At 64.0% G+C, this 26384-nt stretch carries 31 protein-coding genes and 1 other RNA gene; 19 read left to right on the plus strand and 13 right to left on the minus strand.

All coding sequences use genetic code 11. From position 1 onward, the window contains the following. Positions 1 to 48: 48 nt before the first annotated feature. The 8 genes from JQ624_RS14155 to tkt form a co-directional block, all read right to left on the minus strand. Positions 49 to 843 carry an inositol monophosphatase family protein gene (locus JQ624_RS14155; protein WP_212419494.1) on the minus strand — a complete coding sequence of 265 codons (795 nt, stop codon included), beginning with the start codon at positions 841 to 843 and terminating at the stop codon, positions 49 to 51. 87 nt (positions 844 to 930) lie between these two features. Beyond that, positions 931 to 2061: a tetratricopeptide repeat protein gene (locus JQ624_RS14160; RefSeq protein ID WP_212419495.1), complete on the minus strand. Its 1131-nt coding sequence runs from the start codon at positions 2059 to 2061 to the stop codon at positions 931 to 933. A gap of 9 nt (positions 2062 to 2070) precedes the next feature. Next, positions 2071 to 2766 carry a thiamine phosphate synthase gene (locus tag JQ624_RS14165; RefSeq protein WP_212419496.1) on the minus strand — a complete coding sequence of 232 codons (696 nt, stop codon included), beginning with the start codon at positions 2764 to 2766 and terminating at the stop codon, positions 2071 to 2073. Between the two features lie 2 nt (positions 2767 to 2768). Further along, positions 2769 to 3809: a class I fructose-bisphosphate aldolase gene (locus JQ624_RS14170; protein ID WP_212419497.1), complete on the minus strand. Its 1041-nt coding sequence runs from the start codon at positions 3807 to 3809 to the stop codon at positions 2769 to 2771. A gap of 112 nt (positions 3810 to 3921) precedes the next feature. Further along, on the minus strand, positions 3922 to 4989 hold the full coding sequence (gene fba / locus JQ624_RS14175; RefSeq protein ID WP_212419498.1) for a class II fructose-bisphosphate aldolase: 1068 nt from the start codon (positions 4987 to 4989) through the stop codon (positions 3922 to 3924). A gap of 50 nt (positions 4990 to 5039) precedes the next feature. Beyond that, on the minus strand, positions 5040 to 6236 hold the full coding sequence (locus JQ624_RS14180; RefSeq protein ID WP_212419499.1) for a phosphoglycerate kinase: 1197 nt from the start codon (positions 6234 to 6236) through the stop codon (positions 5040 to 5042). Between the two features lie 126 nt (positions 6237 to 6362). Then, entirely contained in the window at positions 6363 to 7370 is a 1008-nt protein-coding gene (gene gap, locus JQ624_RS14185) for a type I glyceraldehyde-3-phosphate dehydrogenase (RefSeq protein WP_212419500.1), read from the minus strand. 140 nt (positions 7371 to 7510) lie between these two features. After that, positions 7511 to 9496 carry a transketolase gene (gene tkt / locus JQ624_RS14190; protein ID WP_212419501.1) on the minus strand — a complete coding sequence of 662 codons (1986 nt, stop codon included), beginning with the start codon at positions 9494 to 9496 and terminating at the stop codon, positions 7511 to 7513. 287 nt (positions 9497 to 9783) lie between these two features. On the opposite strand from tkt, the gene JQ624_RS14195 reads away from it, so the two are divergent. The 6 genes from JQ624_RS14195 to JQ624_RS14220 all read left to right on the plus strand — a co-directional run bounded on the left by JQ624_RS14195 (position 9784) and on the right by JQ624_RS14220 (position 13299). Continuing rightward, on the plus strand, positions 9784 to 10104 hold the full coding sequence (locus JQ624_RS14195) for a DUF4164 domain-containing protein (protein ID WP_212419502.1): 321 nt from the start codon (positions 9784 to 9786) through the stop codon (positions 10102 to 10104). After that, on the plus strand, positions 10101 to 10484 hold the full coding sequence (locus tag JQ624_RS14200; RefSeq protein ID WP_025588130.1) for a cell division protein ZapA: 384 nt from the start codon (positions 10101 to 10103) through the stop codon (positions 10482 to 10484). The genes JQ624_RS14195 and JQ624_RS14200 overlap by 4 nt, the downstream gene beginning before the upstream one ends. 51 nt (positions 10485 to 10535) lie before the next feature. Further along, positions 10536 to 10696: non-coding RNA, 6S RNA (gene ssrS, locus JQ624_RS14205), on the plus strand. A gap of 210 nt (positions 10697 to 10906) precedes the next feature. Beyond that, on the plus strand, positions 10907 to 11482 hold the full coding sequence (locus JQ624_RS14210) for a 5-formyltetrahydrofolate cyclo-ligase (RefSeq protein WP_212419503.1): 576 nt from the start codon (positions 10907 to 10909) through the stop codon (positions 11480 to 11482). Between the two features lie 3 nt (positions 11483 to 11485). After that, the gene (locus JQ624_RS14215) at positions 11486 to 12307 is read left to right on the plus strand and encodes a TIGR00282 family metallophosphoesterase (protein WP_212419504.1); all 822 of its coding nucleotides are present in this window, start codon (positions 11486 to 11488) and stop codon (positions 12305 to 12307) included. A gap of 176 nt (positions 12308 to 12483) precedes the next feature. Then, positions 12484 to 13299: a Crp/Fnr family transcriptional regulator gene (locus JQ624_RS14220; RefSeq protein WP_212419505.1), complete on the plus strand. Its 816-nt coding sequence runs from the start codon at positions 12484 to 12486 to the stop codon at positions 13297 to 13299. A 5-nt stretch (positions 13300 to 13304) separates the two neighbouring features. On the opposite strand, the gene JQ624_RS14225 is transcribed toward JQ624_RS14220, so the two are convergent. Then, on the minus strand, positions 13305 to 13466 hold the full coding sequence (locus JQ624_RS14225; RefSeq protein ID WP_212419564.1) for a hypothetical protein: 162 nt from the start codon (positions 13464 to 13466) through the stop codon (positions 13305 to 13307). Between the two features lie 108 nt (positions 13467 to 13574). Continuing rightward, positions 13575 to 15344 (minus strand): methyl-accepting chemotaxis protein, encoded by a 1770-nt coding sequence (locus JQ624_RS14230; protein WP_212419506.1) that lies wholly within the window; start codon positions 15342 to 15344, stop codon positions 13575 to 13577. 202 nt (positions 15345 to 15546) lie between these two features. Between JQ624_RS14230 and JQ624_RS14235 the strand changes: the two genes are divergently transcribed. Both JQ624_RS14235 and JQ624_RS14240 read left to right on the plus strand, forming a co-directional pair. Then, complete coding sequence (locus tag JQ624_RS14235) at positions 15547 to 16293, plus strand: YebC/PmpR family DNA-binding transcriptional regulator (RefSeq protein WP_212419507.1); 747 nt, start codon at positions 15547 to 15549, stop codon at positions 16291 to 16293. A gap of 45 nt (positions 16294 to 16338) precedes the next feature. Next, on the plus strand, positions 16339 to 17787 hold the full coding sequence (locus JQ624_RS14240) for an MBL fold metallo-hydrolase (protein ID WP_212419508.1): 1449 nt from the start codon (positions 16339 to 16341) through the stop codon (positions 17785 to 17787). Positions 17788 to 17837: 50 nt separating this feature from the next. Here the strand turns inward: JQ624_RS14240 and JQ624_RS14245 are convergent, their stop codons facing one another. Together JQ624_RS14245 and JQ624_RS14250 are read right to left on the minus strand one after the other, a co-directional pair. After that, a complete protein-coding gene (locus JQ624_RS14245) occupies positions 17838 to 18194 on the minus strand; it encodes a hypothetical protein (protein WP_212419509.1) in 357 nt (118 codons plus the stop codon). A 117-nt stretch (positions 18195 to 18311) separates the two neighbouring features. Then, positions 18312 to 18584: a hypothetical protein gene (locus tag JQ624_RS14250; protein WP_212419510.1), complete on the minus strand. Its 273-nt coding sequence runs from the start codon at positions 18582 to 18584 to the stop codon at positions 18312 to 18314. Positions 18585 to 18840: 256 nt separating this feature from the next. On the opposite strand from JQ624_RS14250, the gene ruvC reads away from it, so the two are divergent. The 11 genes from ruvC (at position 18841) to JQ624_RS14305 (ending at position 25656) form a co-directional block, all read left to right on the plus strand. Further along, entirely contained in the window at positions 18841 to 19368 is a 528-nt protein-coding gene (gene ruvC, locus JQ624_RS14255; RefSeq protein ID WP_212419560.1) for a crossover junction endodeoxyribonuclease RuvC, read from the plus strand. Continuing rightward, positions 19365 to 19982 carry a Holliday junction branch migration protein RuvA gene (gene ruvA, locus JQ624_RS14260; protein WP_212419511.1) on the plus strand — a complete coding sequence of 206 codons (618 nt, stop codon included), beginning with the start codon at positions 19365 to 19367 and terminating at the stop codon, positions 19980 to 19982. The genes ruvC and ruvA overlap by 4 nt, the downstream gene beginning before the upstream one ends. A 46-nt stretch (positions 19983 to 20028) precedes the next feature. Then, positions 20029 to 20448 carry a cytidine deaminase gene (locus JQ624_RS14265; RefSeq protein WP_212419512.1) on the plus strand — a complete coding sequence of 140 codons (420 nt, stop codon included), beginning with the start codon at positions 20029 to 20031 and terminating at the stop codon, positions 20446 to 20448. Further along, positions 20445 to 21494, plus strand: coding sequence for a Holliday junction branch migration DNA helicase RuvB (gene ruvB, locus JQ624_RS14270; protein WP_212419513.1), 1050 nt, complete (start codon positions 20445 to 20447; stop codon positions 21492 to 21494). The genes JQ624_RS14265 and ruvB overlap by 4 nt, the downstream gene beginning before the upstream one ends. Positions 21495 to 21587: 93 nt before the next feature. Then, on the plus strand, positions 21588 to 22457 hold the full coding sequence (locus JQ624_RS14275) for a DUF6869 domain-containing protein (RefSeq protein ID WP_212419514.1): 870 nt from the start codon (positions 21588 to 21590) through the stop codon (positions 22455 to 22457). Positions 22458 to 22551: 94 nt separating this feature from the next. Next, on the plus strand, positions 22552 to 23463 hold the full coding sequence (locus JQ624_RS14280; protein WP_212419515.1) for a metallophosphoesterase: 912 nt from the start codon (positions 22552 to 22554) through the stop codon (positions 23461 to 23463). Positions 23464 to 23531: 68 nt separating this feature from the next. After that, the gene (locus tag JQ624_RS14285) at positions 23532 to 23723 is read left to right on the plus strand and encodes a type II toxin-antitoxin system VapB family antitoxin (RefSeq protein WP_212419516.1); all 192 of its coding nucleotides are present in this window, start codon (positions 23532 to 23534) and stop codon (positions 23721 to 23723) included. Further along, complete coding sequence (locus tag JQ624_RS14290; RefSeq protein ID WP_249129787.1) at positions 23720 to 24094, plus strand: type II toxin-antitoxin system VapC family toxin; 375 nt, start codon at positions 23720 to 23722, stop codon at positions 24092 to 24094. Before JQ624_RS14285 ends, JQ624_RS14290 begins: the two co-directional genes overlap by 4 nt. 6 nt (positions 24095 to 24100) lie before the next feature. Continuing rightward, the gene (ybgC, locus tag JQ624_RS14295; protein ID WP_212419517.1) at positions 24101 to 24550 is read left to right on the plus strand and encodes a tol-pal system-associated acyl-CoA thioesterase; all 450 of its coding nucleotides are present in this window, start codon (positions 24101 to 24103) and stop codon (positions 24548 to 24550) included. 67 nt (positions 24551 to 24617) lie between these two features. Further along, positions 24618 to 25085 (plus strand): nuclear transport factor 2 family protein, encoded by a 468-nt coding sequence (locus tag JQ624_RS14300; protein ID WP_212419518.1) that lies wholly within the window; start codon positions 24618 to 24620, stop codon positions 25083 to 25085. A 4-nt stretch (positions 25086 to 25089) separates the two neighbouring features. Next, positions 25090 to 25656 (plus strand): TetR/AcrR family transcriptional regulator, encoded by a 567-nt coding sequence (locus tag JQ624_RS14305; RefSeq protein WP_212419519.1) that lies wholly within the window; start codon positions 25090 to 25092, stop codon positions 25654 to 25656. Between the two features lie 81 nt (positions 25657 to 25737). On the opposite strand, the gene JQ624_RS14310 is transcribed toward JQ624_RS14305, so the two are convergent. Further along, positions 25738 to 26382: a glutathione binding-like protein gene (locus JQ624_RS14310; RefSeq protein ID WP_212419520.1), complete on the minus strand. Its 645-nt coding sequence runs from the start codon at positions 26380 to 26382 to the stop codon at positions 25738 to 25740. Positions 26383 to 26384: the final 2 nt, after the last annotated feature.

A 26384-nucleotide genomic window follows, 5' to 3' on the forward strand; every position in this document is an offset into this window, starting at 1 on the left:
CACCCCGATCGCGGATGGAGCGACGGCGCGTGGCTTGGAACCGTCGCCCTACTTCCCCAGCGGCTTCAGAATCTTCACCAATTCCCCGTGCACGAACTCGTTGCCACAGATCACGTGCCCGGTCTTCAGCGGATCGTCGCTGCCCTCCATGCCCGAGATCGTTCCGCCGGCTTCCCGCACCATGATCTGCCCGGCCGCGATGTCCCAGGGCTGCAAATTGCGTTCCCAGTAGCCGTCGAGGCGGCCGGCGGCGACGAAGGCGAGGTCGAGGGAGGCGGCGCCAAAGCGGCGCAGGCCCGCCACCTTGTTCTGGATCGCGGCCATTTCGCGGTTCGACAATTCATGGTCGCCGCGGCCGATATGCGGCAGGCCGCAGGCAACCACGCATTCATTGAGCTGGCGGCGGCCGGAGACGCGCAGCCGCTGGTCGTTGAGGAACGCGCCCTTGCCGCGCTCGGCGATGTACAACTCGTCATTGGCGGGGTTGTAGATCACGCCCGCAATGATCGTGCCCTCGCGCTGCAGGCCGATCGAGATCGCAAATTGCGGGATGCCGTGCAGGAAGTTGGTGGTGCCGTCCAACGGATCGACGATCCAGGTGTGGCTCTTGTCGGCGCCTTCGCGCGTTCCGCCTTCCTCGCCGATGAAGCCGTAGCCCGGCCGCGCCTTGGCGAGGTCCTCGTACAGCATTTCCTCGGCGCGCTTGTCGGCCTTGGTGACGAAGTTCGCCGGCCCCTTCAGCGACACCTGCAGATGCTCGATCTCGCCGAGGTCGCGCTTGAGGCTGCGGCCGGCGCGGCGCGCGGCTTTCACCATGACGTTGATAAGGGCTGAATACAGCATGATGCGAGCTTATGGTGTGAGGGAACGGGCCAATGCCGTCAGGGGGTTGGGGACTGGGTGCCCTGCAGATGTGCCGCCGTCAAGGCGTCATTTGTTGGTCGTGGGACCGGCGGTACCGGTCCATTTTTTCGCCGCCGCCTCGACCTTGACGCGGTCCTCGGGGCTGAGCTCCGAGAGCCGCTCATCCAGCTCAGGGTCGCCCTTGCCGGCGGTCTTGGCGACCAGGTGCCATTTCAGGCCTTCGATCTTGTCCACCGGCGCCCCCAGCCCGCTCACGAGCACGCGGGCGAGGCGGTTCTGCGCGATCGGCGAGTTCTGCCGCGCGGCCTTGCGCAGCAGCGCGATCGCGGCCGGCTGGTTCTTCGGCGTTCCGGTGCCGTTGAACAGCGCGATGGCATATTCGACCTCGGCGTCGACATTGTCGGCCAGTGCCGCCGCCTGCAGCAGCCGCACTGCCCGCTCGAGATCCTTCGGCACGCCGTTGCCTTCCTTGTAGAAGGTCGCCAGCGCATATTGCGCCTCCGGGTTGCCGGCGTCGGCGGCGACGCGCAGCAGTTCGGCGGCGCGTTTGACGTCCTGCGGCAGCGTGTTGCCGTCAAGATAGAGCAGCGCCAGATTGTAGGCCGCCTTGGGGTTGCCGAGCTTGGCCGCGGAGGCCAATAGCTTCACCGCCTGCTCGCGATTGGCGGCGCCGCCGCGGCCGGACAGCCGCATCATGGCGAGCGCGAACATGCCTTCGCGGTCGCCGGCGTCGGCCGCGCGCTGGTACCAATCGGCGGCCTTCGCGTAGTCGCGCTTGATGCCGAGCCCGTTGGCGTAGAGCTCGCCCAGCATCGTCATCGCCTTGGGATCGCCGTTATATTGCGCGCGCGTAATCGCGAGATCGAAGGCCGTCTTGTAGAGGCCGCGCTGATAGGCGCCGTAGACGGTGTCGACGTTCGGATCCTCGAAGGCGGCCGTCGGCGAGGGGGAGGGCACAGGCGTTGCCACGGGCTTGGTCGTTATCGCAGGCTTGAGCGGCGCCGCCGGCGTCGGTGTCGGTGTCGCAGCGGGCTTTTTCGCAGCCGTCGGCGCCTTTGGCTTGGGCGCCTCCTTTTTCGCCGCCGGAGGGCTCGCGGGCGGCTGCGCGGCAGGCGGCGTCAGCGAGACCTGCGCGGTGGCGCCGGTCATCGTCATCAAGAGGCCCGCAAGCAGCGATATGGGACGCAGGAGTTTCATGGTCCGGCGTTATCCGTGCCCGGCCTTGTCCGTACTAGCCTTGGCTTTTCCGAACGCTGCTTCGTACGCCTGCGCGATCGCTAGCCCGGCATCGGTCAGCGCCGCCTTTGCGCCGCGCGGGTCCGCCCAGATGAAATCGCCGACCAGCACAAAATCCGCGCCGGCCGCGGCGAATTCGAAAGCCTCCTCGCACGAGATGGCAAAGCCAACGCAAGGCGGCTCGAACAGTTCATCCCACCATTGCAGGCGCTCAGCAATCGCTTCAGCCGAGGGCCGCTGGCCGTTGGCGTCGGGCTCGCCGAACAGCACGTAGTCGGCGCCCCGTTCGCCCGCGGCCATCGAATCGTGCCGCGTGGCAAGGCCGCCGACGCCGGCAATGCGGTCCGGCTTCAGCGACGGCAAGGCATCCTCCAGCGCAGCGAGGCCGTTCAGATGCGCGCCATCGGCGCCGGCACGCGCCACCAGTTCGACATGGCCGTCGAGCAGTAGCGCCGCGCCGGCGTTCTGGATCACGGGCGCCAGCGTTTTCACACGCGCGATCATGGTGCGCTGATCGGTCTGCTTCAGCCGCAGCAGCACCGCCGCGACGTCGGCCGCGGCCAACAGCTCCGGAAGCAGGCTTGCGAGCTGCGACGGATCGTCCACTTCTGGTGTCGCGAGATAGAGGCGCGGCGCCGGGCGCGGCGGAACGGATTTATTGGCCAACTCTAGGCGACCTTCTTTTCAAGGCCGGTTTCCCACTCGCCCTTGCTCGCCAGCGCGTTCATCCGCGCCCGGTGCGTGAAGGCGCGCTGGCCCGCGGCGATATTCTCGGCCTTGCCCGACCACGCCTTTTGCGGCGCCGCCTGCAACGCCCGGCCGTAGGAGAAGGTCAGCCGCCAGGGAAGCCCGCCGATCCGGTTCATGGCGTTCAGATGCGCGGTGGCTTCCTCGTCGGATTGTCCCCCGGACAGGAAGGCGATGCCCGGCACGGCTGCAGGCACGCACGCCTTCAAAAGCCGTACGGTTTTCTCCGCAACTTCCTCGACGGAAGCCTGCTTTGGGCATTTCTTGCCTGAAATGGCCATGTTGGGCTTCAGCACCATGCCTTCGAGTTCGACGCGCTGCACGCGCAATTCCTGGAACGTCTTGTTGAGAACACGCTGGGTCACGTCATAGCAGCGGTCGATGTCGTGATCGCCGTCCATCAGCACTTCCGGCTCGACGATGGGGACGATCTGCGCCGCCTGGCACAGCGCGGCGTAGCGCGCCAGCGCATGCGCGTTGACGCTGATCGCGGTCATGGTGGGAATACCCGGGCCGTCAGTGCCCCGGCCGATATCGATCACCGCGCGCCACTTCGCGAAGCGCGCGCCGCGTTCGTAATATTTCTTCAGCCGTTCGGCGAGCTTGTCGAGGCCGACAGTGACCAGTTCGCCCGGACATTGCGGCAGCGCTTGCGTCCCCTCATCGACCTTGATGCCGGGGATCGCGCCGGACTGCTCGATCAGCTTGACCAGCGGCGTGCCGTCCTTCGCGTTCTGCCAGATCGTCTCGTCGTACAGAATCACGCCCGAGACGTACTTGCTCATCGCCTCGGTGGAGCGGAACAGCATCTCGCGATAGTCGCGGCGGTTCTCCTCGGTCGATTCGACCTTGATGGCGTCGAAACGCTTCTTGATCGTGCCCGAGGATTCGTCGGCGGCGAGAATGCCCTTGCCCGGGGTAACCATGGCGAGGGCAACTTTGTTGAGGTCAGCGAGATTCATCGAAGTTCTCCAGAAACATCATGCCCTTGCGCACCAAAATAGGCGGTTCTCGGGCAATTGCCTAGAAAACGTTCGTCGCACCGGGGGTGTTTGCGAGGCGCGGGCGGCCCGCTCAGGCGACCCGCGGGTCAAGCTCGCCCTTGCTGTACCGCTTGGCCATTTCGGCCGTCGTCAGCACCTTCTTGATCTTGCTGGCTTGCCCCGCGGTATTGAATTCCTGCAGCCGCTGCTTGCACAGCTTGGCCATGGCTTCCATCGCGGGCTTCAGGTATTTGCGCGGATCGAATTCTTCCGGATTGTCCTTCAGCACTTTGCGGATCTGGCCGGTCATCGCCATGCGGTTGTCGGTGTCGATGTTGATCTTGCGCACGCCGTTCTTGATGCCGCGCTGAATTTCGGACACCGGCACGCCCCAGGTCGGCTTCATCTTGCCGCCATTGGCGTTGATGATCTCCTGCAGATCCTGCGGCACCGAGGACGAACCGTGCATCACCAGATGCGTGTTCGGCAGCTTGCGATGGATCTCCTCGATCACGTTCATGGCGAGGATGTCGCCGTCCGGCTTGCGGGTGAACTTGTAGGCGCCGTGCGAAGTGCCCATCGCGATCGCCAGCGCGTCGACCCTGGTCTCCTTGACGAACTTCACGGCTTCGTCGGGATTGGTCAGCAGCTGGTCGTGCGACAGCTTGCCTTCGGCGCCGTGGCCGTCTTCCTTGTCACCCATGCCGGTCTCGAGCGAGCCGAGCACGCCGAGTTCGCCTTCCACCGAGATGCCGCCGAGATGGGCCATGTCGGTGACGGTCTTCGTCACGCCGACATTGTAGTCCCAATCACCGGGGGTCTTGCCGTCGGCCTTCAGCGAGCCGTCCATCATGACGGAGGTGAAGCCGGCCTGGATCGCGGTCATGCACGTGGCGGGCTCGTTGCCATGATCGAGATGCACGCAGACCGGGATCTGCGGATAGATTTCGGTGACGGCGTCCATCATGTGCTTGAGCATCACGTCATTGGCGTAGGAGCGCGCGCCGCGCGAGGCCTGGATGATGACGGGCGCGTCGAGCGAAGAGGCGGCCTCCATGATGGCCAGCGCCTGCTCCATGTTGTTGATGTTGAAAGCCGGCACCCCGTAATCGTGCTCTGCCGCGTGATCGAGCAGTTGACGCAAGGTAATGCGAGCCATTCAAATTCTCCTGTATTTGCCGCGCCTTTGGCGCTCCATTAAGTCTGGGTCTAACGCAGTTTCAGAACTTCCACGCCGGGCAGCGGTTTGCCTTCCATCCATTCGAGAAACGCGCCGCCGGCCGTCGAAACATAGGAAAAATCGTCTGCCACGCCGGCCTGGTTCAGCGCCGCGACGGTGTCGCCACCGCCGGCGACCGAAATCAGTTTCTTGGCCTTGGTGCGCTCGGCGGCATGCTTGGCCGCTACCATGGTGCCACGGTCGAACGGCGTCATTTCGAACGCGCCGAGCGGGCCGTTCCAGACCAGCGTCTTGGCGTCGTCGATCGCGGAATGAATCCGCGCGATCGATTGCGGCCCGACGTCGAGGATCATGCCGTCGGCCGGAATGGCGTCGAGGCCATAGGCGTGCGAGGGCGAGTTGGCCGCAAAATGATAGGCGACTACGGCATCGACGGGGAGGATGATGGCGCAGTTCGCGGCTTCGGCCTTTTCCACGATGCGCAGCGCGGTTGCCGCGAGATCCTTTTCCGCCAGCGACTTGCCGACGCCGACGCCCTGCGCGTGCAGGAAGGTGTTGGCCATGCCGCCGCCGATCACCAGCGCATCGACTTTTGTCACGAGGTTTTCGAGCAGGTCGATCTTAGTCGAGACTTTGGCGCCACCGATGATCGCGATCACCGGCTTGGTCGGCGCTTCCAACGCCTTCTCAAGCGCAGTGAGTTCGGCCTGCATGGTGCGGCCGGCATAGGCGGGCAGCTTGTGGCCGACGCCTTCGGTGGAAGCATGCGCGCGGTGCGCGGCCGAGAAGGCGTCGTTGACCCAGATGTCGCCGAGCTTCGCCAACTCGGCCACGAACGCCGGATCGTTCTTCTCTTCTTCCTTATGGAAGCGGGTGTTCTCCAGGCAGAGGATGTCGCCATCCTTCATGGCGGCGACGGCCTTGGCCGCAGCCTCGCCGATGCAGTCGTCGGCGAAGGCGACCGGCTTCTTGATGACCTGTCCCAGCGCCGCCGCTACGGGCTTCAGCGAATCCTTGGCATCGCGTCCCTTCGGCCGGCCGAAATGGGCGAGCAGGATGACCTTGCCGCCCTTGTCCGAAATTTCGGTGATGGTCGGCGCGACGCGCTCGAGCCTGGTCGCGTCGGTGACGCGGCCGTTTTCCATGGGCACGTTGAGATCGACGCGCAGCAGCACGCGCTTGCCCTTCACGTCGACGTCATCGAGGGTGCGGAATGTTTTCTGCATTGGCGCTCTCTTGTCCCGGGCGCACGGCGGCGCGAAGTGCCGCTGTGCTGAACCGGGACCTATGTTGCGTGGGTCCCGGCTCTGCGTCGCGTCACTTCGTGCCGCGGCGCGTCCGGGACACGAGACTTACAGGAGCTTCCCCATCGCCACGGCGGTGTCGGCCATGCGGTTGGAGAAACCCCATTCATTGTCGTACCAGGACATCACGCGCACGAGCGTGCCGTTCTGCACCTTGGTCTGGTCCTCGTGGAACGTCGACGAGTGGGGGTCGTGGTTGAAGTCGATCGAGACGTTCGGCGCCGACGTGTAGCCGAGGATGCCCTTGAGCTGCTGCTCGGAGGCGCGCTTCATCGCCGCGTTGATTTCCTTGACGTCGGTGGCGCGCTTGGCGACGATCTTGAGATCGACCACCGAAACGTTCGGGGTCGGCACGCGGATCGCGACGCCGTCGAGCTTGCCCTTCAATTCCGGCAGTACGAGGCCGATCGCCTTTGCAGCACCGGTGGAGGTCGGGATCATCGACATCGCCGCCGCGCGGCCGCGATAGAGATCCTTGTGCAGGGTGTCGAGCGTCGGCTGGTCGCCGGTATAGGCGTGGATCGTGGTCATGAAGCCGGTCTCGATGCCCACCGTGTCGTTCAGCACCTTGGCAACCGGCGCTAGGCAGTTGGTGGTGCAGGAGCCGTTGGAGACGACCAGATGATCCCGGGTCAGGGTGTCATGGTTGACGCCGAAGACGATGGTGGCGTCGGCATTGTCGGCGGGCGCCGAGACCAGCACGCGCTTGGCGCCGGCGGTCAGATGCGCGGAGGCCTTGTCCTTGGCGGTGAAGATGCCGGTGCATTCCAGCGCAATATCAACGCCGAGGGCCTTCCAGGGCAGCTTGGAGGGGTCGCGCTCGGCGGAAACCTTGATCTTGCCGTTGCCGAGGCTGAGCGAGTCGCCATCGACGGTCACGGTGCCGGGGAAGCGGCCATGCACGGAATCGAAGCGCAGCAGGTGGGCGTTGGTCTCCACCGGGCCGAGATCGTTGATGCCGACCACCTCGATATCCGTGCGGCCAGATTCCGCAATCGCCCGCAACACGTTGCGGCCAATGCGGCCAAATCCGTTGATCGCGACGCGGATTGCCATGCTCGTTTCTCCTCTGATAGCCGATGCCGGCCCCGCGGAGACGTTCCACGGAGGTGCTGACGGCGGAACGCCCGGTTCGGCCGGGCGGGAACGGTCAAGATGGGGGTCTAGGTAGTCCTTTTTCCCCAATAGCTCAACTGTCAGCCCAAGCGCTTCAGGGCAGCGTTAACGACGGCCTCGGCGGTAATTCCGAAGTGCTTGAAAAGGTCCTTCGCGGGCGCGCTGGCGCCGAAACCGTGCATGCCCACGAATTCACCATTCTGGCCGATCACGGCGTCCCAGCCCCAGCGTACCGCGGCCTCGATGGCGACCTTGACCGGGGCATTGCCGATGATGGCCTTCCGCCGGTCCGCCGGCTGCGCCAGCAGCAATTCGAGCGAGGGCACCGAGACCACCCGCGACGCGATGCCGCGTTCAGCCAGCTGCTTCTGGGCGGCCACCGCGATCTCGACCTCGGAGCCCGAGGCGAACAGCGACACTTTGGCGTCGCCCTGCGCCGCGACCAGCTCATAGGCGCCATGCGCGCAAGGATTGTCGTTCGGCGCTGAGGTGCGGAGCTGCGGCAGGTTCTGGCGGGTCAGGGCCAGCACCGTCGGGCCGTCGACCCGGTTCAGCGCCAGTTCCCAGCATTCCGTGACCTCGACGGCGTCGCAGGGCCGGAACACGCGCATGTTGGGAATCGCACGCAAAGCAGCGAGGTGTTCCACCGGCTGATGCGTTGGTCCGTCTTCGCCGAGCCCGATCGAATCATGGGTCATCACGTAGACGACGCCCGCGCCCATCAGTGCGGCGAGCCGCATCGCAGGCCGCGCGTAGTCGGTGAACACCAGGAAGGTGGCGCCGTTCGGCGCAAAACCGCCATGCAGGAAGATGCCGTTCATGGCCGCAGCCATGCCGTGCTCGCGGATGCCGTAATGGATGAAGCGGCCCTTCGGCGTCTTGGCCGTGAACGCCACCGCCGATTTCGCCTTGTTGTTGTTGGAGCCGGTCAGGTCGGCCGATCCGGCGACGAATTCCATCGGCATCGCTGATGCAATCGCCTCGATGGCGGATTCGGAGGATTTCCGCGTGGCGACGTTCTGCGGCGTTTCCAGCAGCGCCTTCTTGTGCGCGCGCAGCGCCTTCGAAAGCGAAGCCGGCCGTTCGTGCCGCATCCGCCGCTCGAACTCGGCGCGCTTGCGGCTGCCGAGTTCGTCGAAGCGGGCCTGCCATTCCTCGCGCGCGGCAGCGCCGCGGCTGCCGGCAGCACGCCAGGCTTTCAGGACATCGTCCGGCACCGAAAAGGCTTCGAGCGAGATGCCGAGCTTTTCCTTGGCGCCCTTGAGCTCGTCGGCGCCGAGCGCCTCGCCGTGGGCTTTCGCCGTGCCGGCCCGCGTCGGCGCGCCGTAGCCGATGGTGGTCTTGCAGGCGATCAGCGACGGCTTGTTGGATTTCTGCGCCCGCGTGATCGCAGCTGCGATCGCCTTCGGATCTTGGCCGTCGATCAGCTCGGCCGCCCAGCCCGCGGACTTGAAGCGCTTCACCTGGTCGACCGAATCGGCGAGCGAGGTCGGGCCGTCGATCGAGATGCCGTTGTCGTCATATAGCACGATCATCTTGTTGAGTTTCCAGTGACCGGCCATCGCGATCGCTTCCTGCGACACGCCTTCCATCAGGTCGCCGTCGGAGGCGAGCACGTAGGTGTGATGCCCGACCACCTTCTTGCCGAACTCTGCAGCGAGCATCTTCTCCGCCAGCGCCATGCCGACCGCGGTGGCGATGCCCTGGCCGAGCGGGCCGGTCGTGGTCTCGACGCCGCTGGTCTCGAAGTTCTCGGGGTGTCCCGGCGTCTTGGAGCCGAGCTGGCGGAAATTCCTGATCTGGTCGAGCGTCATGTCCTTGTTGCCGGTGAGGTACAGCAAGGCATAGAGCAGCATCGAGCCATGGCCGGCCGAGAGCACGAAGCGGTCGCGGTCCGGCCAGGCCGGCGCAGCCGCGTCGAATTTGAGGAACTGCGTGAACAGCACGGTCGCAATGTCGGCGGCGCCCATCGGCAAGCCGGGATGGCCGGATTTCGCCTTTTCGACGGCATCCATGGCAAGCCCGCGAATCGCATTGGCCATACGGGTATGATCGACCTGCGTCATGATGAAAATCCGCCTGAAATGAGGTGCTTGGTTGTGGGTACGTACCGGGCAAAGGCCGCAATACGGGCGTGGCTTAAGGGAAAGTCGGGGCTGGATAGCACCTCAATCCCCCGAGTCCAAGGCGAGGAAACGCCCTTCCGGTGCGAAAAGTTGCTTAGCGGTGCATAGCTTCGCGTCGGCGTTGCACTCGGCTCGCTTGCCACGTAAATTTCGTGCTCTAACCGCTTGCCGAACCGCGGATTTTGCTGCCGTGCGGCGGGCCTACGCGAAGGTGCGCGCTGTCCCTCATGAGCGATCGTTACACCAACGGGGCCGGCAATGCCGAGCCGGTCTATGCCGACATCGACGCCGCCACGCGGCGCCTGATGATGGCGCTCGATGCGCTCGAGGCCGCGGCCGAGCGGCGGCGCGACGCCGACCGCGATGAGAACGAACTGGCGAGCCGGATCCAGGCGCTCGGCGCCGATCGCTCGCGGCTCGCCGACGAACTCGACGGCTCGCTGGTGAAGACGCGGCGGCTGGAGCGCACCAACCGCGAGATATCAGAAAGACTGGATGTCGCGATCGGCACCATCCGTGCGGTGCTCGATTCCGGAGAGGATGAATGAGCCACATCAACGTCACCATCAACGGCCGGCAGTACCGCATGGCCTGCGAGGAAGGGCAGGAAGTGCGGCTCTTGAAGCTCGCCGAGAGCCTGGAAACGCGGGTCGGCGAGCTGCGCGGCAAATTCGGCGAGATCGGCGATGCGCGCCTCACCGTGATGGCGGCGCTCACCGTGTGCGACGAACTGCTGGATGCCAACGCGCGCATCCGTGCGCTGGAGGGCGAACTCGAAACCCTGCGCAACGTGCGCGTCGCCGCCGCCGACCGCGCGAAGGCCACCCAGGTCGCGGTCGCCAACGCGCTCAACGCCGCCGCCGACCGTATTGAAAAGACCACGCAAGTCCTCAACCGCACCATCGGCAGCGGCGTCGCGATCGGGTGACGGGCTGGGTTAGTGCTGGCGGATCGAGCCAGCAGCGCTTACATTGTGTTGGCGAAGCTGCGTCGTGCGTCAGGAGCCATATATCCCCGGGGCCTTATCGATCCTTTAGGGAACTGTCCCTGGCCGGGTCCGTGGACCCGGACATATGGTGCCCACCTACTTTCGTAGGGAACTCCGGGATCGAGTGCTTCAACGGCGTATGCGGCTTCGCACTCTTGTTTTTTTGTCGGTGGGCTTGTTTCCACAGTTCTTCGGTGCATTGCCGTTGCTGCGGCAATGTCCAGCGTAGCCCGGATGGAGCGAAGCGCAATCCGGGACAGGCTGTTCGATTGCGACAAGGCCCCGGATTTCGCGGCGCTCCATCCGGGCTACGATTGCGTCGAAATCCTGTGCTTGCTGATGACGGCAGAACAAGACCCCGCATGACGGCAACCGTGTCGAAAGCCGACCTCCGCACCGCCGCGCTGGCCAAGCGCGACGCGTTGAGCGACGAGCAGCGCGCTGCGGCGGCGCAGGCGATGGCCAAGCGTGGCGTGCCGTTTGCGATTCTGCCGGGCATGGTGGTGTCAGGCTATTCGCCGATCCGCAGCGAGATCGATCCCGCGCCCTTGATGCGCAGGCTCGCCGAGCAGGGCGCGAAGCTGGCGCTGCCGGCGGTGATGGCGCGCGGCAAGTCGCTCGCCTTTCGCGCCTGGTCGCCCGACGCCCGGCTGATGATGGGGCCGCTCGGCATTCTCGAGCCGTCGCCGGCCGCCGCCGAGCTCATTCCCGATGTCATGTTGATTCCGCTGGCGGCGTTCGACCGCCAGGGCCACCGCATCGGCTATGGCGCGGGACATTACGACTTCACGCTTGCCCATTTGCGCAAGGCGAAGGCCATCACGGCCGTCGGCACCGCCTTTTCCGTGCAGGAAATAAAAGCCGTTCCCGCGCAGCCGCACGACGTGGCGCTGGATTATGTGCTAACGGAAAAGAAAGTGTTCGATTTCCGGAGCTGAACTTTGCGTATTCTCTTCGTTGGCGACGTGGTCGGCCGGGCAGGCCGCACCGCGATCGCGGAATATCTGCCCGGCATGGTCAGAGACTGGGCCCTCGATCTCGTCGTCGTCAATGGCGAGAATTCCGCCGGCGGTTTTGGCATCACCGAGGCGATCTATCAGGAATTCCTCGACGCCGGCGCCGATGCCGTCACGCTCGGCAATCATGCCTGGGATCAGCGCGAGGCGCTGGTGTTCATCGAGCGCGCGCCGAGGCTGGTCCGCCCCGCCAATTATCCAAAGGGAACGCCCGGCCGCGGCGCGGCCCTGGTCGATACCAAGAACGGCAAGCGCGCGCTGGTCGTCAACGCCATCGGCCGCGTCTTCATGACGCCGTTCGACGATCCCTTCGCGGTGCTCAACCGCGAACTCGACGCCTGTCCGCTGCGCGAGGCAGCGGACGCGATCGTGGTCGATTTCCACGGTGAGGCATCGAGCGAGAAACAGGGCATCGGCTTCTTCTGCGACGGCCGCGCCAGCCTCGTCGTCGGCACCCACACCCATGTGCCGACCGCCGATCACCAGATCCTTACCGGCGGCACCGCCTACATGACCGATGCCGGCATGACCGGCGATTATGATTCCATCATCGGCATGCAGAAGGAAGAGCCGCTGCGGCGCTTCACGACCGGCATTCCCTCAGGGCGCTTCGAACCGGCGGCAGGCGTGGCGACACTCAGCGGCGTTGCGGTCGAGACCGATGATTCCACCGGCCTGGCGCTGCGTGTCGCGCCGGTGCGGAAAGGCGGAAGGCTCGAGCCTGCGGTGCCGGGGTTCTGGGTCTGACGAGGATCAAACCGGGGAACGCGATGCAGAGGCTGCTTGCGCCAACGCAGCAGATCACAAGATTGTGCAGCGAAGCTGCGTCAGTTTTAAGCGAACTGATATGATCGTCGTCATTCGAGTGCGCGCCTTGTTGATTCAACGTCAACTAAAGCGGCAATGACGCGGGGGATGGTCCGATGGCGTCCAGCAGTGCAGATTTTTCGACGATATTGAACCGCATTCTCGATACCGCGGCGGACAATCTCAGGGTCGCAAAGATCCTGGTGCAAATGGGCCTTGATCCCAACAACATCACCTACGACGCACTATTCAACCGGCTGCTGGAAATCGGGCTGGCCAACATCACGCTTGCCAACATGTTCGCCCTGATTGGCGCCATCTTCTTTGTTGCTACCTTGCTGATGCAGACGATGGTGCCGCTGCGCATCGCGAACATGGCCGGCTGTACGTTCTTCGTCGCCTTTGGCGCGCTCTCCGGCAACGTCGCGACCTTTCTGCTTTATCTGCTTTTGCTGCCGATCAACGCCGTTCGCCTCCGTCAAATGCAAAATCTGATCAAGAAGGCACGTATCGCGACGGAGAGCGATACCTCGATGGAATGGCTCAGGCCGTTCATGACCGAGCGCAGATATCGCCGGGGCGACACATTGTGCAAGAAGGACGATGCAGCCAACGAAATGTTCCTGACGATCACAGGAAGGTATTTAGTCACGGAAATCGGCGTCGAACTTCCGCCGGGACGTATCGTGGGCGAACTTGGCTTCCTTACGCCCAATAAGCAGCGAACCGCGACGGTCGAATGCATAGAGGACGGGCAAGTACTGACCATAACCTATGAAAAGCTGCTCGAGATTTATTTCCAAAATCCGCAATTTGGCTATTACTTCCTCGTCCTGACCAGCCAGCGCCTGCTGGAAAACATCTCACGACTGGAAGGAATCGTGGTGCAAGAAAAAGCCGCGCGGCAGAGTGCAGGTGCGGCTGACATTTAGCAAGATCAAGCAATGTCGTGGCAACCCGGGATGACAAGCTCGCAGCTAATTGCGTGGCCTGGCTCCACGCCGAGCCCGCCGATGCGGTTGGCAAGCTGGTCAATGAGTCGTTCGGCCAGTGTCTGGTTGGATTGAGTGTCCAGGACTGCAAGCTGCACAAAGGACATGTTCGAGCTTTCTCCAGTCAGAGCCGATGATCGGCCTACCGCGGCGATCGCATTCCAATTCCAAGCTTAGAACGCGATTCGCGCCTTGGAGTCTTGCCTGAGAGCGCACTAGAGCCGGTAGGCCGTGCGGAAGCCGCCCCAGTGGCGGCCTTTGACGCGGATCGGCACATCGATCTCGCGCATCATCACCGTGTTACCGTTGCCCATGTCGCGGGCGTAGCTCTGGATCAGATAGGCGCGCTGGTTGCGCCCGGCGGCAAGGCCTGCCGCATCGTTGAAGATGCGGCGGTTGCGGCTGTTGGCAGTGTTCCAGGTGACGTCGCCCGGCCGCTGCGGGTGCGAATAGATCTTGTTGTGCACCGGCAGGTAGCCGTTGGTGTCGGTCATGGCGCAGAAAGCCATCCGCTTGTCCTTGGCCAGGAACGCTTCCTGGAACGGCGGCAAAGCGCGGTCGGCCCAGTCCAGGATTTTGGTGCGGTACTGCACCGGGTTGCTGCCCGGTATCTCGACATAATTGGTATCGAACATGTCTTCGATCGAGATGGCGCCGCTGTCGATGCCGTTCTCGAAAATCTTCTTCAGCGCCGCGCCGGCTTCCATCGCGCGGGTGACCGCCTCGGTGTTGTCGTCCTGGATCGACCACAGCTTGTCTTCGATCTTCTCGATCAGCGCCGCATCCGGCCTTTCGAAATGCGCGTGCGTGCCGGCCTTCGACCGCTGGACGATGCGAATCCGGCAGGCGCCGATATCCTCCAGCGTCGCGTTGAAGCTCTGGCCCTGCACCAGCGCTTCCGCGTCTGCCCCGCTGACCAGAATGCCCCCCATGGAAATTTCGTAGACCGGCGCCGATATCACCCCGCGCGGGGCGGCAATTTCGATCTTGAGGCTGCAAGGCAGCCTTTGGTCCTTGCGGCGGTCCTGGCGGTCGCCTTCTTTCTCTCCCTGTCTCAGCAGCACGGCGCAACGCGACTTGAGCTTCTGCGCAAATGTCGTGACCGCCCGTCCGGCCCTGGCGACGCTTTCGCCATGGGCCTCGGCTTCCTTGGTCGCGTGGTCGATCTCGGTGGCGCTGTCGCCGACCGAGCCGATGAAGCTCGACGCGGAAGCCGCATTGTCGGCCATTTCGCCGGTCGTCGCGCTCTGCTCGGCAACCGCGCCGTTAACGTTCTCGAACACCGGGCGGATCGCTTCGATCGCCTGCGAGATGCGATGCACGGCATCTACCGAGCCCGCGGCGTCGCGCTGCAGCGCCTCGATCTTCTTGGTGATCTCTTCAGTCGCGTTCTGGGTCTGCACCGCGAGCGCCTTCACCTCGGTGGCGACCACGGCGAAACCGCGTCCGGCCTCGCCGGCGCGTGCGGCCTCGATGGTGGAATTGAGCGCCAAGAGCGTGGTCTGCCGCGCGATCTGCGCGATCAGGTTGACGACATTGCCGATCGCCGCCGAGGATTCCCTCAGCCGGTCCACATTGGCGCTGGCTTCGCGGGCGGCGTCGCTGGCCTGGTCGGCGAGCTTGCCGGCGTCGCGCACCTGGGAACCGATTCCCTGCGCCGACTGGGTGAACTTGTCGGCGGCGTGCGAAAAGGTCGTCGCGGTGCCCTGTGCGGCGCTGGTGCGGCTCGTCAGGGCGTCGGTGCGCTGGCGAATGGTGGAAAGCGTCGCAGCCGTCGCCTCGGCGCCGCCGGCGACCGAATTGGCCGCCCGCTCGAGCTGGCGGATCATCGTGCCAAGTTCGAGTTCCAGCAGTTCAAGGATGGCCCTGGCCGAATCGCCCTCGGTGCTGGCGGCCGCAGCCGCGGCCGGGGCCTGCGGAACCTTGGCTTCAGCGGCCGGCGCAGCCGCTGCCGGCACCTGCTTTTTGAACAAACCGAACGCCATGACGTCTCTTAAAAGTTGAGGATGGGTACTAAATCCTCTCATCCGAGCATGAAGTCATGGTTAACAACTGCCTGATATTCCGGCAGGCGGTCGCTACTTTAGTAGCCGAATCGGCCGCAAATCTTTGATTTTGCCCGATTGTCGGCCTATAAGGCCGCGCTTTCACCCACATCCCCTCCGGACGAATCCAAGAGACCTCTGCATGGCCGGCCATTCCCAATTCAAGAACATCATGCACCGCAAGGGCAAGCAGGATGCCCAGAGGTCGAAATTGTTTGGCAAGCTGGCGCGGGAAATCACGGTGGCGGCCAAGCTCGGCACCCCGGACCCGGCCATGAACCCGCGGCTGCGCGCGGCCGTGATCGCGGCGCGCCAGGAAAACATGCCGAAGGACAATATCGAGCGCGCCATTAAGAAGGCGACCGGCGGCGACAGCGAGAGCTACGACGAAATCCGCTATGAGGGCTACGGCCCCGGCGGCGTCGCCGTGATCGTCGAGGCGCTGACGGACAACCGCAACCGCGCCGCCTCCGACATCCGCTCCTTCTTCGCCAAGTCCGGCGGCAATCTCGGCGAAACCGGCTCGGTCGCCTTCATGTTCGACCGCACCGGCATCATCGAATATGACGCAAGCACAGCCTCCGACGACGCGATGCTGGATGCCGCGATCGAGGCCGGCGCCGACGACGTGGTATCAAGCGAAAGCGGCCACGAGATCTACGCCTCGCAGGAAACCTTTCGCGAGGTTGCGAAGGCGCTGGAGGCGAAATTCGGCGAAGCCCGCAAGGCGGCGCTGACCTGGAAGCCGCAAAACACGGTCGCGGTCGACGACGAGACCGGCGAGAAGCTGTTGAAGCTGATGGACCTCTTGAACGAGCACGACGACGTCCAGAACGTCTATGCCAATTTCGAGATTTCCGACGCGCTGGTCGCAAAGATGGGCGGATGAAGCCGGCCGTTGCCAGCCATCCACAAAGCAGAAGCGAGGACCGAGATGACTGAGCAGGCACGCGACACGCCGCAGCAATCACAGCAAAAAACCAGCCTGATGTTCGTGAACCATGCGAGCCTCCTGATCAAGAAAGGAGACCGCTATCTGCTGACGGACCCGTGGCATCTGCGTGTCGGCTTCGGCAGCTGGCTGCCGACCTTCCAGCAATATGTCCACCCGACCTATCTCGCCGCACTCGGCAACAAGCTCAGCATCCTGATCTCGCATGGCCACGACGATCATTGCGACGACGACATGCTGCGCATTTTCGACAAGGACATCGAGATCGTCACCGCGAGTTTCAACGCGCCGTCGGTCTTGAACCGGCTGAAGAAGCTGGGCTTTGGCAATCTCAAGACCGCCGACAGCGATCGGGGGACGGTGCTGGAGAATGGCTTTGCCGTGAAAAGCTACGTCGATCCGACGCGGTCGCTCGATGACGCCACCTATACCATCGACACTGGCAGCGGCTTCATCATTCACTGCAACGACAACTGGTTCGAGTTCGCGCCCGAGGCGCTATCCAGCATCGCCAACGACCGCGCGAAATATGCGAACCGGAACATTGCGTTCTTCAGTCAGACCAACAGCGCCTCCGGCCATCCGCTCAGCTACACCTGCTTCGACGACCGGCAGAAGCTCACGATCCTGCGGTCCAAGGTGAAGGGAATGGTGGTTCAGGGCATGAAGAATGCCGATGCCCTGGGGCTCGATACCTTCTATTCCTATGCCGGCTTTGCGTCGATCTTCGTCAAGGAATTCCCGTCTTACCTGGACCTTGGTCTCGTCCCGACGGCCAAGTTCATCCGCGATGAACTGCTCGACGATGCCAAATCCCGGGAATTGCTGGACAGGGTGAATGTGAGGGACTTCTATCCCGGCGATGTGCTCGATCTCTCGGATGGCGAGATCGCGAAGGCGTTCATTTCGCACGCGGATTACAGCGACAAGCAACTCAAGGACGCCACCGTGCGCTATTATGATGCGTATGGGATCATCGACCAGTGCGACACCTACAAGCCGCCGGCACCGAAGGCCGCCTTCGACCAGGAGAGGTTCCTTTACTTCCTCGACAATCTGAACAAGTTCGTCGGTCGCAAGATTCAGGACGATGCAAAATTCTTCGAGACCATTGTCGGAAAGTCGCTTGAGATTGTCGTGCCCGACGTCAACACGACCGGCACGGTCGTGTTCGGCGGCGACGTTCACATCGGCGCCCACAAGAACGGGCTGCCGAACAAGCGAATAACGGTCGGTTCCTCGCTGATGTCGCAGGTCTTGAATGGCGACATCCTGTTCGAGAATCTCTACTCCGGCTTTGAGGGACAATGGGAGCGGTTTCCGCCCGATGTCTACAACCGGGACATCGTGATGTTCGTCGTGATGTACTCCTACGTCTACCAGAACCGCCTGGCGAAGACCGCGCCGTCATTGCGCGCCGGCATAGACTGACGCACCGGGTTGTCGCGACCAGCCCGGGGGCCTGACGGGCGGGGACGCAACTACTCCCCGTACACGGCCCAGGCGCAGTAGGGCTGGTGCGGAAAATGCCTGAGGCGGAGATTGTTGATCTTCAGGACTTCATCCACCGCGCGCGTTTCGCCGGGAAAATGCGGGCAGTTGAGTTCGTCGAATACCAGCAGAGAACCCTTGGCCAATCGCGGAAGGATCGCTTCCAGCACATCCTTGGTCGGCTTGTAGACGTCCATGTCGAAGATCGCCATGCCGATGATCGCCGAAGGATTGTCGGAGAGCCATTGTTTGACGGTGACAGAGGCGTCGCCCTTGATGAGCTGGAATTTCTTCTTGTGCGATACCGGGCAGAAGGCCTCGTGGATGTCGAGCAGTTTTTCGAGCACCGTTTCGTATCCGGTGCTGGTCGCGTAATCGCCCTTTTCGCTGAACCCGCCGTCCTTCGCGTCGACGGATGCGAAGCCTGAAAAGGTATCGAAGCCGTAGATCAGCCGGCTGATATTTTAGGGTTCGTAGATGCCCCGGAGATTGATCAATTGCGCCAGCGAAGCTCCCCACTGGACGCCGAACTCGCAGATCACGCCGGGCTTCTCGAGGATTTGCCGATAGAGCTGGTCCCAATAGAGCAACCGCGAGAGCGTCTGCCGTTTGAGCGTCACGGCCAGATGATTGTTCCATTCGCCGGTGAAGCGGTTCAGGCACTCGCCGGTCAAGGCCTTCAGCTCTTCGCCAAGTTGGGTTTCGGTCGCGCTGCGATTGGTCAATTCTTTGTTCAAGGTGGTGCTCCGTTCACTCGGCTCCGGCGAACCGGCTGGCCGGAGATGTTCTAGTTTAGAGCTTGCGGTTGCGCTATCGGTTTCGAGAGAGGCAGGCGGGCGTCGACCCGGCTGAAGGCTGCGCGTTTCGGGCCGAAACCGCACCAATTTGCACCCCCGGATGAGCGCCGTGTTGCGCCAGCCGAGCGGCGGCTTCACGGTTGATGGCGGCCCGGTTGCTATTTCGATTGCCTCCTTCTGGCGTTATCACTACGCCATGACACCCCCACCGATTCGCCAACCCGTCCGGATCATCGGCATCGACCCCGGCCTGCGCCGCACCGGCTGGGGCGTGATCGAGACCGAGGGCAACCGGCTCGTCTTCATCGGCTGCGGTTCGGTCGAGCCGCCGGACGGTCTGCCGCTGGCCAGCCGCCTCTTGGCGATCCATGAGGGCCTGGCCGCCGTTCTCGGCGATTTCAGGCCGGCGGAAGCCGCGGTGGAGCAGACATTTGTCAACAAGGACGGCGTCGCCACGCTGAAACTCGGCCAGGCCCGCGGCGTCGCCATGCTGGCGCCCGCGATGTTCGGCATATCGGTCGCGGAATATGCGCCCAACCAGGTGAAGAAGACCGTGGTCGGCGCCGGCCACGCCGACAAGAACCAGATCGCTGTCATGCTGAAGATATTGCTGCCGAAGGCCGAGCCGAAATCCGCCGACGCCGCCGACGCGCTGGCGATTGCCATCACGCACGCCCATCAACGCCAGGGCGCGGCGCTGCGGCTGAAGGTGGCGAACCTATGATCGGTAAACTCAAAGGCCTGATCGATTCCTACGGCGAGGACTACGTAATCCTCGACGTCGGCGGCGTCGGCTATCAGGTGCATTGCTCGTCGCGCACGCTGCAGGCGCTGCCATCGCCCGGCGACGCCGCCGTGCTCTCGATCGAGACTTACGTACGCGAGGACCAGATAAAACTGTTCGGTTTCCGCACCGATACCGAGCGCGAATGGTTTCGTCTGCTGCAGACCGTGCAGGGCGTCGGCGCCAAGGTCGCACTCGCCGTGCTCTCGACGCTGCCGCCGGCCGAACTCGCCAACGCCATCGCGCTGCGCGACAAGGCCGCGGTATCGCGCACGCCCGGCGTCGGCCCGAAAGTCGCCGAGCGCATCGTCAGCGAGTTGAAGGACAAGGCGCCCGCCTTCGCCAACGTCGATCCCGCGGTGGTGCATCTTGCCGGCGCGATCGACGATCACCGCGCACCGCGCCCGGTGACGGATGCGATCTCCGCGCTGGTCAATCTCGGCTACGGCCAGCCGCAGGCGGCGGCGGCCATCGCCGCCGCCTCGCGCAGCGCGGGTGAGAAGGCGGAGACCGCGCAGCTGATCCGGCTAGGCCTGAAGGAATTGTCGAAATAGACTGCCGTCGCCGGCCACCGACTGACGAAGGAACGCATTCTCTGCCATGCTGAGCAACAAGGACGAGGAACTGATCGCCGTCGCCACCGAAGCCATCAGCCGGCGCTATCGCGACGACTGGCAGGAGGTCGGCGCCGCCATGCGCACCCGTGACGGCCGTATTGTCACCGGCGTGAATATCGACGCCTATATCGGCCGGATCGCGGTCTGCGCCGAAGCGATCGCCATCGGCCGTGCCATCACCGAAAACGGCGACCACGGCATTGAAACCATCGTCGCCGTGCGTCACCCCAAGCCCGGTGAGCCCGGCAAGATCGCGGTGGTCTCGCCCTGCGGCATCTGTCGCGAGCTGATCCACGACTATGACGCCAACGCGCGGGTCATCGTCCCCGACAACGGCCGTGCGCCGAAAGTCGTGACCATCGGCGAACTCCTGCCCAACAAGTACAAGCGGGGCAGCGAGTGAACCCGCCCTCCCGCATCGTCACGCCCGAGCGCCGTTCCGACGATGTCGGCGACACCGCGCTGCGCCCGCAATTGCTGTCGGAGTTTGTCGGGCAGGCGCAGGCGCGCAAGAATCTCTCGATCTTCATCGAGGCCGCGCGCAAGCGGAACGAGGCGCTGGACCATGTGCTGTTTGTCGGTCCTCCCGGCCTCGGCAAGACCACGCTGGCGCAGATCGTGGCGCGCGAGCTCGGCGTCGGTTTCCGCGCCACGTCAGGTCCCGTCATTGCAAAAGCCGGCGATCTCGCGGCGCTGCTGACCAATCTGGAAGAGCGAGATGTTTTGTTCATCGACGAAATCCACCGCCTCAGCCCGGCGGTCGAGGAGGTGCTGTACCCTGCGATGGAGGATTTCCAGCTCGACCTGATCATCGGCGAAGGACCGGCGGCGCGCTCGGTCAAGATCGATCTGGCAAAGTTCACGCTCGTCGGCGCCACCACGCGCGCCGGCCTCTTGACCAATCCGCTGCGCGACCGTTTTGGCATTCCGATTCGCTTGAATTTCTACACCGAGGAAGAGCTGGAGAAGATCGTCACCCGCGGCGCCCGCGTGCTCAACATCGGCATGACGCCCGATGGCGCCAACGAGATCGCGCGCCGCGCCCGCGGCACGCCGCGGATTGCTGGACGGCTGCTCCGCCGCGTGCGCGACTTTGCCTCGGCCGCGGATGCGAGTTCCGTCGACCGCGCCATCGCCGACCACGCGCTGAGCGCGCTGGAGGTCGATGCCGCCGGCCTCGACGCCATGGACCGGCGCTATCTCACGACGATCGCGCTGAACTACGGCGGCGGCCCGGTCGGTGTCGAGACCATGGCGGCGGCGCTGTCGGAGCCGCGCGACGCCATCGAGGACATCATCGAGCCGTTCCTGATCCAGTGCGGCTATCTGCAGCGCACCCCGCGCGGCCGGCTTCTGACCTCGCACGCCTTCCGCCATCTCGGCCTCGCCGAGCCCGCGCGCGATCCCGCGCAGTTCGGCCTGTTCGGCAACGGCGACAGCGACGATTGATCGCTTCGAACCCGATCATTGCGGCGATGCACTAAGGACAAAATGCCAGGCGCGCTTCCGCGCCGGGTCTGCTTGCCGTGGAGTGCAACAACGATGGGTTCGACCGAAGACGCTGATATGCTGGCGCTCATTGCGGCGGCGCCGGAACTGGCGACACCCGACGACACCGAAACGTTCCTCGACGCCATGCCGATCGCCGAGCTTGCCTCGATGTGGGGCGCGCTGCAGCGCCTGAGCCGGCGCGACAAGACGGGTGCCGCCTGGTCGGCGTTCCTCTATTTCGATCATCTGCCGCACAAGCGGCCGGACCGCGCGCTCGACCTTGCGCTGGAAGTGTTGCACTCCGAGTCCGACAAGCCGACCGTGATGCAGCTCAACGACAAGTTCATGCTCTCGCTGCTCTATGCGCATGGCGCGGCCGTGATCGACCGCATCGAATCCGAGGCGAAACAGAACGCGGGGCTGCGCTGGCTGCTGGGCGGGATTTACTTCGGACCCGAGGAGCCGTTTAAGCGGCGCATCGAAGCGATTGCCGACAGCAAGGGCTGGCGCGCCGACGATCTCGCGCGGCGGACGCCGAAGCGTCCGCTTGAGTGCGACGCCATGCCGGTGGCGGAGCTGGCGCGCGCCTGGGTCGAGCAATATTCGAAATCCGATCGCGACCGCGATGACAATTTCTTCGCGATGATGGATTACGAGCGCGAGCTGCGGGAGGAGTACCCCGATAAGGCAATAGACCTCATCGTCGAGATCCTTAAGATCGAGACCAACCCGGTGATGCTGTCGCTGCTTGCTGCCGGTCCGCTCGAAGACGTCATCAGCATGGAGACCATCGACCGCATCGAGCGCGAAGCGGCCGCGGACAAGCGTTTCCACGATCTGCTCGGCGGCGTCTGGTATTACCGCGCACCCGACGAGCTAAAGGCGCGGCTGGATGCCCTGGTGGGGCAGAACCGCTGGTGAGAAGCTGCTGGAGCTCTGCTGACGATCTGCACAAACGCACCGCAATTCAGGCTCAATCCGCCACCATGTTTGCGATGCATCACGAATGGATCACATGTTAACACGCCGTCATTTTCTGCAAGCCGTGGGTGGACTGGGTGCGCTGGGCGTCTCGACCACCGCTTACGGCTTCTCTGCGCCGGTCGTCCGGCTACGCGTCGCGCGGTACGACATTTCACCGCCGCAATGGCCGGCAGGTCTCAAGCTCAGGATCGCCGCGATCGCCGATCTCCATGCCTGCGATCCCTGGATGTCGCTCGATCATGTCCAGGCGATCGTCGAACGCACCAATGCGCTCAAGCCTGACATCGTCGTCATGCTCGGCGACTATGTGGCCGGACATCGCAAGGTGACGCGCTTCATTCCCGATGCCGAATGGGCGGCCGTGCTCGCCGGCCTGAAGGCGCCGCTCGGCGTGCACGCGGTGCTTGGCAATCACGATTGGTGGGAAGACAAGACCGTGCAGCGGGAAGGGCGGGGATTGCCGTCCGCAGGCCGCGCGCTGGAGGCCGCCGGTATCCCGGTTTACGAGAACGATGCGAATAAGCTCTTTAAGAATGGCCATTCGTTCTGGCTGGCCGGTCTCGGCGACCAGCTCGCCTATATGCCGGCGCGCCGCTTCAGGCCGCTCAAGCGCATCGGCGTCGACGATCTCGGCGCGACGCTGGCGAAAGTCACCGATAACGCGCCGGTGGTTCTGATGGCGCATGAGCCCGACATAGCGAGGCGTGTCCCCTCGCGCGTCGCGCTGCAGCTCTCCGGCCATACCCATGGCGGCCAGGTGCGCATGCTGGGCTGGTCGCCGGTTTCGCCATCCGGTCAGCAACTCGCCTATGGCCATATCCGCATGAACTGCGACATCGTGGTCTCCGGCGGCCTCGGCTGCAGCATCATGCCGTTCCGGCTCGGGGTGCCGCCGGAAATCGTGCTGGTAACGCTGGGCGCGCCGCGGCCGGCGGTGGCGTAGCTCTCGAATCTCCGGCATAGGAATCTGCATCAAATGATGCTATTCTTGATGCACAGGAGCCGCTCCCCATGAGAACCACGATTGCAATTGACGACGAGTTGTTTGCCAAGGCGCAGGAGTTTGCCGGTGTCACCGAGAAATCCGCGGTGATACGGGAGGCATTGAAGGCGTTTGTCGAACGCGAAGCCGCGCGCCGGCTTGCCCGTATGGGGGGGACGCAACCGGACGCCAAGGCGCCGCCGCGCCGTCGCTCTAAATGATGGTGTTGGCCGATACGTCAATCTGGATAGATCATTTTCGCCGCGGCGATTTGCGTTTGGCGCAATTGCTCGATCGCGGCGAAGTCGCCATGCACCCTTTTGTAGTTGGCGAATTGTTGCTTGGGCGCGCTCTCGGCACCGACGAATTGATGAGCGACTTGAACACCCTTCCGAAGACAGCCGTAGCCAGTTTCGATGAGGTCCTCAAATTTATCTCTGATCGAAAGTTGCCGGGATCCGGCATCGGGTATGTCGATGCGCATCTGCTTGCTGCTGCCGCGCTGACGGCTGAGACCCTGATCTGGACGCGGGACAAGCGCTTGCTTGCGGTAGCAAGATCGCTTTCGCTCGCGACCGAAATGGGGGAATAGGCATTCATGTCCCCCCTCGACGGAGAGATCCGCGACGGCCGCCATCACATGCAGGTCCGCGTCTACTACGAGGATACCGATTTTTCGGGTATCGTCTATCACGCCAACTACCTGCGCTTCATGGAGCGCGGCCGCACCAACCATCTGCGGCTGATGGGCGCGTCGCAGCACGCGCTGTTCGAACAGGCGCTGGAGGAGACGCCGGGCTTCGCCTTCGTGGTGCGCTCGATGGAGCTCGATTTTTTCCGGCCGGCGCGGATGGACGATGTGCTCGACGTCGTGACGTGGCCGGTCGCCGTGAAGGGCGCCTCCATCACGCTGGCGCAGGAGGTGCGGCGTGGCGATGAGGTGCTGGTCAAGGCCGAGGTGCGCGTTGCCTTCATCAGCGAGGGCCGGGCGAAGCCGATCCCGAAATCGCTGCGGCAGTTGATGAAGGCCGATCTGGCTTCGGATTGATCTTTCCGGATTGACTCTCTGTACCGATCGGTACAATATCCCGGGATCGCCCATTCGGAGAAATGTCATGTCGCGTCCGCCGCTGCCGCCCTTCACCCGCGAAACCGCCGCCCAGAAGGCGCGCATGGCGGAAGATGCCTGGAATTCGCGCGATCCGGTGCGGGTGTCGCTGGCCTATACCGAGGACAGCCGCTGGCGTAACCGCTCCGAATTCCTCCAGGGGCGCGAGGCGATCGTCGAATTCCTCACCCGCAAATGGGCGAAGGAGCACGACTACCGCCTGATCAAGGACCTCTGGGCGTTCGATCAGAACCGCATTGCCGTGCGCTTCCAGTATGAGTGGCACGACGATGCCGGGCAGTGGCATCGCTCCTACGGCAATGAGCAGTGGGAGTTCGACGAGCACGGCCTGATGCGGCGGCGCGAGGCCAGCATCAACGATGTCGCCATCAAGCAGAGCGAGCGCCGCTTCCACTGGCCGGCTCCAGGGCCGCGCCCGGCCGATGTCGCGGGCTTAAGCGAGAACCCGCTGTGACGCGATGCTGAAAAAGGGCGTCGAGCGCAGGGAAGTATTGCGGGCGCTTGGCGAGGTGTTTCGCGCGCATGGCTATGAGGGCGCTTCGCTGACGCTGATCACGGAGGCCACCGGGCTCGGCAAGGGCAGCCTCTATCACCTCTTCCCCGGCGGCAAGGAGCAGATGGCCGCCGAGGTGCTCGCCGACATCGGCGGCTGGTTCGAACTCAACATTTATGCACCGTTGCGCGAGGCCGACGATGCCGCGCGCGCGATCGCTGCGATGATCGCGGGCGTCGACCAGTATTTTCATTCCGGCGATCGCATCTGTCTGGTCGGACTGGTGGCGCTCGGTTCTGCGCGCGACACTTTTACCGAAGCCGTCGATGGTTATTTTGCGCGCTGGCAGGCCGCGCTGGCGCAGCTTCTGCGGCGATCCGGATTGAGCAAGAGTCAAGCTCAGCGGCGCGCGGAAGATGCGCTGTTGACCATTCAAGGCGCGCTGGTGCTGGCACGGGCGCGCAACGACGCCGGAATCTTTCGGCGGGCGCTGAGCGATCTGACGGCGCGGTTGCTGGCGCCGGCGGATTGACGGCTGCTACAACGACGTCGTCCCCGCGCCCCGTGCGCAATTGCGCACTAGGCGGGGACGACGCGTTGAGAGACGAACGCCTTACGCCGCCGCCTTGTGCCGAGCGAGTTCGGCCTTGTACATCTCGAACTCCTCGGCGACCGCTTTCGCGATGCTGGGGCGGGTGCGCAGCCGCTCGTAATAGGCTTTCACGTTTGGCCATTTCGCCAGTTCGATCGGCGGCGTCGCCATCGTCCAGTTGATGATGGTGACGAGATAGGCGTCGGCGACGCTGAAATGGTCGAGCAGGAATTCACGGCCCTTCAGGTAGTTTTCGAGATAGTCGAGCCGCGACAGGTTCTTGCCCAGTGCATAGGTCTTCGCCTCCTGCGGCGCCGTCTTGTCGAGTAGCGGCACGAACAGCGCCTTGTGCAGTTCGGTACCGATGAAGCAGAGCCATTGATGCAGGCGGCTGCGCTCCTCAGCCGATACCGCCGAGATGCCGGCTTTCGGAAAACGGTCGGCGACATATTGCAGGATCGCCGCGTTCTCCGTCAGCACCGTGCCGTCGTCGGTGCGCAGCGTCGGCACCAGCCCGAGCGGGTTGACGGCGCGAAAATCCGAGCCGTCGTTCTGCACCACCTTGGTCTTGGGATCGACTTCGAGATAGTTGGCCTCGGCGCCGGCTTCATACAGCGCGATCCGGGTCGCCAGCGAGCAGGCCAGCGGCGAAAAATAGAGATCCATGG

Origin of the sequence: Bradyrhizobium sp. AUGA SZCCT0283 (assembly GCF_018130385.1) — a bacterium.
In the GTDB taxonomy this organism is placed as follows: domain Bacteria; phylum Pseudomonadota; class Alphaproteobacteria; order Rhizobiales; family Xanthobacteraceae; genus Bradyrhizobium.

What these genes read in the sequence shown, in the direction of transcription:
- JQ624_RS14290 (WP_249129787.1), top strand. Translation starts at nt 23,720, where the DNA reads ATGATGGTGTTGGCCGATACGTCAATCTGGATAGATCATTTTCGCCGC.
- JQ624_RS14160 (WP_212419495.1), bottom strand. Translation starts at nt 2,061, where the DNA reads ATGAAACTCCTGCGTCCCATATCGCTGCTTGCGGGCCTCTTGATGACG.
- JQ624_RS14280 (WP_212419515.1), top strand. Translation starts at nt 22,552, where the DNA reads ATGTTAACACGCCGTCATTTTCTGCAAGCCGTGGGTGGACTGGGTGCG.
- JQ624_RS14180 (WP_212419499.1), bottom strand. Translation starts at nt 6,236, where the DNA reads ATGCAGAAAACATTCCGCACCCTCGATGACGTCGACGTGAAGGGCAAG.
- gap (WP_212419500.1), bottom strand. Translation starts at nt 7,370, where the DNA reads ATGGCAATCCGCGTCGCGATCAACGGATTTGGCCGCATTGGCCGCAAC.
- JQ624_RS14220 (WP_212419505.1), top strand. Translation starts at nt 12,484, where the DNA reads ATGGCGTCCAGCAGTGCAGATTTTTCGACGATATTGAACCGCATTCTC.
- JQ624_RS14235 (WP_212419507.1), top strand. Translation starts at nt 15,547, where the DNA reads ATGGCCGGCCATTCCCAATTCAAGAACATCATGCACCGCAAGGGCAAG.
- JQ624_RS14305 (WP_212419519.1), top strand. Translation starts at nt 25,090, where the DNA reads ATGCTGAAAAAGGGCGTCGAGCGCAGGGAAGTATTGCGGGCGCTTGGC.
- ruvA (WP_212419511.1), top strand. Translation starts at nt 19,365, where the DNA reads ATGATCGGTAAACTCAAAGGCCTGATCGATTCCTACGGCGAGGACTAC.
- JQ624_RS14310 (WP_212419520.1), bottom strand. Translation starts at nt 26,382, where the DNA reads ATGGATCTCTATTTTTCGCCGCTGGCCTGCTCGCTGGCGACCCGGATC.
- JQ624_RS14200 (WP_025588130.1), top strand. Translation starts at nt 10,101, where the DNA reads ATGAGCCACATCAACGTCACCATCAACGGCCGGCAGTACCGCATGGCC.
- JQ624_RS14170 (WP_212419497.1), bottom strand. Translation starts at nt 3,809, where the DNA reads ATGAATCTCGCTGACCTCAACAAAGTTGCCCTCGCCATGGTTACCCCG.
- JQ624_RS14285 (WP_212419516.1), top strand. Translation starts at nt 23,532, where the DNA reads ATGAGAACCACGATTGCAATTGACGACGAGTTGTTTGCCAAGGCGCAG.
- ybgC (WP_212419517.1), top strand. Translation starts at nt 24,101, where the DNA reads ATGTCCCCCCTCGACGGAGAGATCCGCGACGGCCGCCATCACATGCAG.
- fba (WP_212419498.1), bottom strand. Translation starts at nt 4,989, where the DNA reads ATGGCTCGCATTACCTTGCGTCAACTGCTCGATCACGCGGCAGAGCAC.
- JQ624_RS14230 (WP_212419506.1), bottom strand. Translation starts at nt 15,344, where the DNA reads ATGGCGTTCGGTTTGTTCAAAAAGCAGGTGCCGGCAGCGGCTGCGCCG.
- JQ624_RS14240 (WP_212419508.1), top strand. Translation starts at nt 16,339, where the DNA reads ATGACTGAGCAGGCACGCGACACGCCGCAGCAATCACAGCAAAAAACC.
- ruvC (WP_212419560.1), top strand. Translation starts at nt 18,841, where the DNA reads ATGACACCCCCACCGATTCGCCAACCCGTCCGGATCATCGGCATCGAC.
- JQ624_RS14265 (WP_212419512.1), top strand. Translation starts at nt 20,029, where the DNA reads ATGCTGAGCAACAAGGACGAGGAACTGATCGCCGTCGCCACCGAAGCC.
- JQ624_RS14155 (WP_212419494.1), bottom strand. Translation starts at nt 843, where the DNA reads ATGCTGTATTCAGCCCTTATCAACGTCATGGTGAAAGCCGCGCGCCGC.
- tkt (WP_212419501.1), bottom strand. Translation starts at nt 9,496, where the DNA reads ATGACGCAGGTCGATCATACCCGTATGGCCAATGCGATTCGCGGGCTT.
- JQ624_RS14300 (WP_212419518.1), top strand. Translation starts at nt 24,618, where the DNA reads ATGTCGCGTCCGCCGCTGCCGCCCTTCACCCGCGAAACCGCCGCCCAG.
- JQ624_RS14195 (WP_212419502.1), top strand. Translation starts at nt 9,784, where the DNA reads ATGAGCGATCGTTACACCAACGGGGCCGGCAATGCCGAGCCGGTCTAT.
- JQ624_RS14275 (WP_212419514.1), top strand. Translation starts at nt 21,588, where the DNA reads ATGGGTTCGACCGAAGACGCTGATATGCTGGCGCTCATTGCGGCGGCG.
- JQ624_RS14210 (WP_212419503.1), top strand. Translation starts at nt 10,907, where the DNA reads ATGACGGCAACCGTGTCGAAAGCCGACCTCCGCACCGCCGCGCTGGCC.
- JQ624_RS14225 (WP_212419564.1), bottom strand. Translation starts at nt 13,466, where the DNA reads ATGTCCTTTGTGCAGCTTGCAGTCCTGGACACTCAATCCAACCAGACA.